Source organism: Dorea sp. 210702-DFI.3.125 (assembly GCF_020560945.1).
GTDB lineage: Bacteria > Bacillota > Clostridia > Lachnospirales > Lachnospiraceae > Dorea > Dorea formicigenerans.
In genome coordinates this window covers 23,092-29,091 of the sequence record NZ_JAJCNF010000036.1, presented here as the reverse complement: position 1 = coordinate 29,091, position 6,000 = coordinate 23,092, and the positions used below count along the sequence as shown (strand labels likewise).

Below are 6,000 nucleotides of genomic sequence, written 5' to 3'. Positions count from 1 at the left end.
CCTGAAGATTATTGTTCTCAAGCTTTGTTGCTCCGTCATATCCTTCAAACTCACCTTTTTCAGGATCTACAACTACATTTGCATTAACTACTGCTGCTTTTTCTTCTTTCACTTCTTCGAAAACTGGCTCTACAGAAATGTATCCAACATTTTCTCCGTCATTAAAGTGAGCAAGGCCTGCAAATCCTAAAGTTGTTGCATTTGCATCAAGTTTGATTGACTCTTTTCCTTCTACTGTCCATCCTGCAAGTCTGTATCCATCATTAGCCTTTACTTCTGGTAAAAGAATTGGTGCCTCAGCAAACTCATCAAGATCTGTATAAGTGATTGTAGCATACTTATCATCTCTTCCTACAAATTCGCCTTTTTCAGGATCGATTGCAACATTAATTGTTACGCTTCTCTTAGCTACTTCAGCTTTTTTGAACTGAGCTGTTACAACAATATATCCTGTGTCAGATCCTTCTGGGAAATGAGCAAGTCCTGTAATTCCAAATGTCTTTGCATCTGCACTCCAGAAACCTTCTTCTTTTCCGTTTACTAACCAACCTGTAAACTCGTAACCTTCTTTAGCCTCTACTGTAGGTACAAGGAACTGATCTGCTGAATCTTCTTTAATTGTATATGTAACAACCTTTGCCCCTGCCGGATCTGTAAACTGTCCCTCTTCTGGAGCGACATTGAAGTTTACAATTACGTCTCTTGCTTCTTTTTCTTCTTTGATAGCTTTTACTTTTACATTGACATCTTTGTCTTTACCATATGCTACTTCCACGTCAGTTACATCACCAACTAATTCATAGCCTTCTGGAGCTGTAAATGATGTTGCAGCAAATGTAGCTTTTTCACCTACTGTTCCATTCTTTGTTAATGAAACAATATACTGTGATCCATCTAATGGTGTACCGTTCTCATATACATAATGAACACGTAAAACAGCATCAGCTTTCTTAGCTTCTTTCTTAAACTGAGCTTCCAATGTAGCATATCCGTCATTACTTCCTTTGGCATAATAAGCAAGTCCTGTAATTCCAAATGTCTTTGCATCTGCATCCCAGTTACCATCTGTTGCTCCGGATAATTTCCAGCCAGTAAATGTATATCCATTGATTCCTTCTACTTTAGGAACATTATACTGTGTCTCTGAATACTCATCATCATCAAATTTTACATACTCAGCGTTCGCTGGATTTGTAAATTTACCCTTTTCCGGATCAACATTAAATGTGATATGAGCTGTTTTTTTCTTCTCTACCTTCCTTACTTCTGCTGTAACTGTAGTATAGCCTTCTGTCGCTGTAGCTGGGTAAAAGTTTGCATTTGCATCTTCGAAAGTAAAACTTTTTTTACTTGCTTTCCAAGTTGTGTCACTTTTTCCTGATACTTTCCAACCTAAGAACTCATATCCGTCATCTACAGTAACTTTCGGTAAATCCTGCGTATCTCCTGCACTCAACTTATACTGTGCATAGTTTGTGCCATTATCAAATTTACCGTTTTCAATGTTGAAATTAACTACCGCAACTTTTTCAGCGGTTGCATCTGTTTCTGCTTGCGTATTTGCACTTGACTCTGTTCCGTTAGTTGGCTCAGCAGCAAAAGTTGCTACTGAATTCCCCCCTACAAGAGCAACAGACAGAGAAAACGCAAGCATTTGTTTAAGAACTTTGTTCTTCATACTTGTTTTTTTCCTCACTTTCGTTTATTTAATTTCTGCCTTATCCCATTGCATGCCTATCCTAGCATTCCCATTATATGTCTTATATTCTAAGATGTCAATATTTTTGTCGTTATTTTTAAGACTTTTTAGGGTTTAAGAATTCCTTTACCTTAATATAATGATAAAAAGGAGTTTTTAGGCATATGAAGGATATTGGCGCTGTCTTAAAAAATGCACGAGAAAACAAAGAATTCACTCAGAAACAAGTGATGGAACTAACCGGTATCAATAAAAAATCCCTTTCCGGTTATGAAAATAATGTTGCTGAACCAGATCTTCAAACATTTGCAACACTGATTAATTTGTATGGACTTTCGGCAGATGAAGTCTTAGAAATTAGCACTTCTGCTCCTTCTCTTTTACTTTCGAAAAAAGAAATTTCTCTTCTTTCTACGTTTAGCAAACTTGACTTTCAACATCAAGAAGAAACATTATTACTACTACGGACTTTAACAAAATACCTTACAAAAAAATAAAGATAAAAAAACAGTCCATACGCTCTTTTCAGATTGTATAGACTGTTTTTTTCTTTTCTATTCTGTTCGAAGTGCGGTCACCGGATCGCTCTTGGCAGCCTTCCTGGAAGGAATCAATCCGCCAAGTAATGTAAGTACGACACTTAAGAGAATCAAAACAATCGCCGGTGCAGCCGGAAGGATTGCGCTGACTTGATTATTGCCTGCAAGCGCATGGATCAGCATATTTCCCGGAATCAATATCAGAAGTGTCAATCCGATACCGATGAGTCCGGCGCAAAGTCCAATAATAAATGTCTCCGCATTAAATACCTGCGAGATATTTCCTTTGGATGCTCCGATAGCTCTTAAAATACCAATCTCTTTCTTTCGCTCCAGTACACTAATATAGGTAATAACTCCAATCATAATCGATGATACGATCAGGGAAATTGCCACAAATGCAATTAATACATAACTGATCGTATTGATAATAGTGGTCACGGATGACATCATTGTTCCTACTATATCTGTATAAGAAATCACCTGTTCTTCTTTTCCCTCGTCTTCCATTTGCTGATTATAATGATCCAGAACCTCTACCACTTTTTCTTTGTTATCAAAGTCTTTTGGATAAATGGAAATGGAACTCGGATGACTGAAATCTGCATATCCGAGCTGCTGCAGATTATTATCATAGGAAGCGCTCTGTGTCCCAGACATGGACATCATAAGTTCCGTCAGATCATCTTCCGTCATATTGAACTGGAATGCATTTGCAAATGCATCCGCATCAAAATCCATAGCACCTCCAAGTGCATGTTGCAGATTTTCTCCTATCTGATTCATGGCAGATGTCATAACCGTTTCAAGTCCACCGGCAAGCTGCGTGGTCACCTGACTCATAGCAGATGTCATCTGTGTACTGATTGCCTGAGAAATGGCACCGGTATATGCACCCATGGACTGACCCATATAGCTATTCACGGCCGTACTGATCTGCTTTTGGAGACTATCCATATTGATTGCCTCTGAAAGTCCCTGATTCAGGCGTCTCTTTCCATCATCCGTCTTTATATAATTTACGAAATTCTCTGCCATCTTTGTCGGATCTGCATAATTCTTTTCCTTTGCATATGCAGTATAACCTTCTGCCAGTTCCTTTGCCATAGCTTGCAGTGTGTCACTGGAAATGTTGAAATCTATATCTCCAAATATTTCATTAGCCCATTTATTTACAATTGCATTGGCACGCCCGGTCTGTAGATACTGCTGGAAGTATGTTCCAAATTCCTCTGCGCCCGGATTTGCACCCTGTTCTGTAAGCCAGCTTTGAAAATCACTCATCACACTGGTCAACAGTTCCTTAATCTGCTCTGGTGTAATCGTAACTTCTCCGTTATTTTTCAGAATATCTTTCAAATATTTCTGAATAATGCCCTTTGCCTGATCGGAAGTCAGATATTCTGCAATCTGATTTCCAAGATTGGAATAATCTGCTTCCGGATGACTCTTTACATATTCCTGATACCCTTCCGAAAGACTTGACAGCATTTTCTGCATGCCATCTGTATTGACCTGTACATCCAGATTCGTAAGAATATCTCCCAGATTCATCTGCGGCATATTGTCCATGTTGATTTCTACCTGATCCAGATTCACCATACCGGACAAATCCATAGAATTTCCGTCCATCTGAAATGCCTTGGAAAGATCAAGTCCCGACAGATCCATGGAACTTCCAAGATTGTTCATGGCGCTGCTGTCAAAACCAAATGCATTTTTCAGAACATCCTCATCTATACTGAACAGAGAATTCATGTCAAATCCATTGTTCCCATCTGTATTGCCAAATTCTTCCCCGGTAAATACATTTACATTCGGGTTCGCAAGCTGCTGTTTTACAATCTCGCTGTCTTTTGCCTGTTCTGCCACATGATTTACAAGGTCTGCGGTATAGTTAATTCCCGGTGTCAGAGATGAAGCCTTCGCATCTTCAGCTGACTGTACGATTCCCACAATTTTTACATTCTCACCGTCTTCGACCAGTTTTTTCATGTAATCCGCATTGTCAGTTTTGTCTTTCCACACCTGATATTGATCGTCATATTCATAATAATCTGAAGCATTTACCAGTTTAAATGTCTTTCCCAAAATATCATCATAAGTATAAGTTCCAATGTTTTCAGGCGTTTTTATCGTCTCTTCGTTGATGAACTGCTTAATCATATTATCGAGTTCAACCTGGTCTCTGAGTCCCAATGTATATAATAAGAAGTCGCTCATAGAACCATCCGGCGTCAGTACAAGAACGCATTCATTATATTTTTTCGGCCATCTTCCGGCTTTTACATCATACTGTTCTTCATAGAGATCCGTATTTTCCGGCATCTCAAAGAACACATTAGTACTCATCATGGAGGACATCAGACTATTCGAACCTGCAGATGCACCAAGTCCCAATGAGGAAAATGACTGATCCGGATTGACCTGACGAATATTGTCACCGTCCTGTCGGAACAACTGCGGCATCACATTGTAAGAATATTCTATTGCTTTTGTATAGTCATGAATCTTAGATTCACCACTGTCCAGATATTTTTTTAAAGCACCAAGGTCATTGGAATCCATCTTTGAAAACATATTGGTGACCACCTGCATGACCTTTACCTTGTCTTTATCTTTTCCACTTTTCTTATCATCACTGCTTCCGGAATCCCCATTCATACCCACCATCATGGAAGTGAGATCAAATCCGGTACTTTGTATCTGCAGTGGATATTCAGACAATGTCTCTTCCTCAATGGACCGGATATAAGCATTGACTCCATTTGAAAGAGCCAGAATCAATGCAATTCCGATAATTCCAATAGATCCCGCAAAAGAAGTCAGAAGTGTTCTTGCTTTCTTTGTCCTTAAGTTATTAAAACTCAGTGACAGTGCCGTCAGAAGAGACATGGAAGATTTCCCCATATTCTTATGCTCCGGCGGTGCCAGATTTTCCTCTTCTACAATATATTCATCGGTGTCCGAACGAATCTTTCCATCTTTCAGATTGACGATCCTGGTCGCATACTGCTCTGCCAGTTCCGGGTTATGTGTGACCATAACGACCAGACGGTCTTTCGCTACCTCTCTAAGAAGATCCATGACCTGCACACTGGTGTCACTGTCCAGTGCCCCGGTCGGCTCATCTGCAAGCAGGATCTCCGGATCATTGACCAGCGCTCTTGCAATTGCGACTCTCTGCATCTGGCCTCCCGACATCTGGTTCGGCTTCTTATGAAGCTGCTGCCCAAGACCCACCTTCTCCAGTGCATCCACTGCACGCTTTCTTCGTTCTTCCTTCCCGACTCCCGAAATTGTCAATGCCAGCTCAACATTCGCAAGCACCGTCTGATGCGGGATCAGATTGTAACTTTGGAATACAAAACCAATCGTATGATTACGGTACGAATCCCAATCTCTGTCCTTATATTTTTTTGTGGAAATGCCATTGATAATAAGATCTCCGCTATCATAGCGGTCCAGTCCTCCGATAATATTCAGAAGCGTAGTTTTACCGGAACCACTGGGACCTAAGATTGCTACGAATTCATTATCTCTCAGATTCAGACTCACATCGTCTAGAGCCTTCTGTACCAGACTTCCAGTCCGGTACTCTTTTTTGATGTGTTGTATTTGAAGCATTCAAATTCTCCTATAGTTATATTTTGACTGTAATTTTTAGTTCATCTAATTATAGCGTAAATTTGTATACTTTTTCACACTGAGAAATGTTTTTAATAAAAGTTTTAGATATGCACTTTAAATGTATATTCCATA

Annotated in this window: 3 protein-coding genes; 1 reads left to right on the top strand and 2 read right to left on the bottom strand. The window is 39.7% G+C overall.

Annotated elements, in window-relative coordinates:
• On the bottom strand, positions 1 to 1,678 hold a 1,678-nt coding region (locus LI164_RS13860), incomplete at its 3' end, for an InlB B-repeat-containing protein (RefSeq protein WP_227087285.1).
• A gap of 185 nt (positions 1,679 to 1,863) precedes the next feature.
• Here LI164_RS13860 and LI164_RS13855 point away from each other — a divergent pair.
• Complete coding sequence (locus LI164_RS13855; protein ID WP_227087284.1) at positions 1,864 to 2,196, top strand: helix-turn-helix domain-containing protein; 333 nt, start codon at positions 1,864 to 1,866, stop codon at positions 2,194 to 2,196.
• A 57-nt stretch (positions 2,197 to 2,253) separates the two neighbouring features.
• Here the strand turns inward: LI164_RS13855 and LI164_RS13850 are convergent, their stop codons facing one another.
• Positions 2,254 to 5,865 (bottom strand): ABC transporter ATP-binding protein/permease, encoded by a 3,612-nt coding sequence (locus tag LI164_RS13850; protein ID WP_227087283.1) that lies wholly within the window; start codon positions 5,863 to 5,865, stop codon positions 2,254 to 2,256.
• Positions 5,866 to 6,000: the final 135 nt, after the last annotated feature.

Bases quoted from the DNA above. Each gene is read 5' to 3' on its own strand.
- LI164_RS13855 (WP_227087284.1), top strand. From the start codon at position 1,864: ATGAAGGATATTGGCGCTGTCTTAAAAAATGCACGAGAAAACAAAGAA.
- LI164_RS13850 (WP_227087283.1), bottom strand. From the start codon at position 5,865: ATGCTTCAAATACAACACATCAAAAAAGAGTACCGGACTGGAAGTCTG.